We start from the raw sequence: 1,161 nt of genomic DNA, 5'->3' as shown, positions 1-1,161 counted from the left end.
TACAAACCACTTGGGTGTTGTATGGTCAAGCCAAACGAGCAATTAGTACAGGTTAGCTACACACATCGCTGTGCTTCCACACCCTGCCTATCAACGTCCTAGTCTTGAACGGCTCTTTAGGGAAATCTAATCTTGAGGTGGGCTTCCCGCTTAGATGCTTTCAGCGGTTATCCCATCCGAACGTAGCTACCGGGCAATGCCATTGGCATGACAACCCGAACACCAGTGGTTCGTCCACTCTGGTCCTCTCGTACTAGGAGCAGATCCTCTCAAATTTCCAACGCCCACGGTAGATAGGGACCGAACTGTCTCACGACGTTCTAAACCCAGCTCGCGTACCTCTTTAAATGGCGAACAGCCATACCCTTAGGACCTGCTTCAGCCCTAGGATGAGATGAGCCGACATCGAGGTGCCAAACACCGCCGTCGATATGAACTCTTGGGCGGTATCAGCCTGTTATCCCCAGAGTACCTTTTATCCGTTGAGCGATGGCCCTTCCATACAGAACCACCGGATCACTAAGACCTACTTTCGTACCTGCTCGACTTGTGGGTCTCGCAGTTAAGCGCGCTTTTGCCTTTATACTCTACGACCGATTTCCGACCGGTCTGAGCGCACCTTCGTACTCCTCCGTTACTCTTTAGGAGGAGACCGCCCCAGTCAAACTACCCACCATACATTGTCCTCGGTATTGTTATACCTGAGTTAGAACCCCAACATGACCAGGGTGGTATTTCAAGATTGGCTCCACCAAGACTAGCGTCTCGGCTTCAAAGCCTCCCACCTATCCTGCACAAGTCAGGTCAAAGTTCAATGTAAAGCTGTAGTAAAGGTTCACGGGGTCTTTCCGTCTAGCCGCGGGTACACAGCATCTTCACTGCGATTTCGATTTCACTGAGTCTCTGCTGGAGACAGCGCTGCCATCATTATGTCATTCGTGCAGGTCGGAACTTACCCGACAAGGAATTTCGCTACCTTAGGACCGTTATAGTTACGGCCGCCGTTTACTGGGGCTTCGATCAAGAGCTTCGCTTACGCTAACCCCATCAATTAACCTTCCAGCACCGGGCAGACATCACACCCTATACGTCCACTTTCGTGTTTGCAGAGTGCTGTGTTTTTAATAAACAGTTGCAGCAGCCTGGTATCTGCGACTGCCA

General features: G+C 51.1%; 1 rRNA gene. It reads right to left on the bottom strand.

Going from position 1 to position 1,161, the window contains the following annotated elements:
• Positions 1-21: 21 nt before the first annotated feature.
• Positions 22-1,161, bottom strand: a 23S ribosomal RNA gene (locus NJD71_RS13520); the annotation flags it as partial.

The sequence above is a fragment of the Psychrobacter sp. PP-21 genome, from assembly GCF_033790785.1.
GTDB lineage: Bacteria > Pseudomonadota > Gammaproteobacteria > Pseudomonadales > Moraxellaceae > Psychrobacter.
Note: the sequence above shows the minus strand (reverse complement) of the source record. Positions and strands in the feature narration are given on the sequence as shown.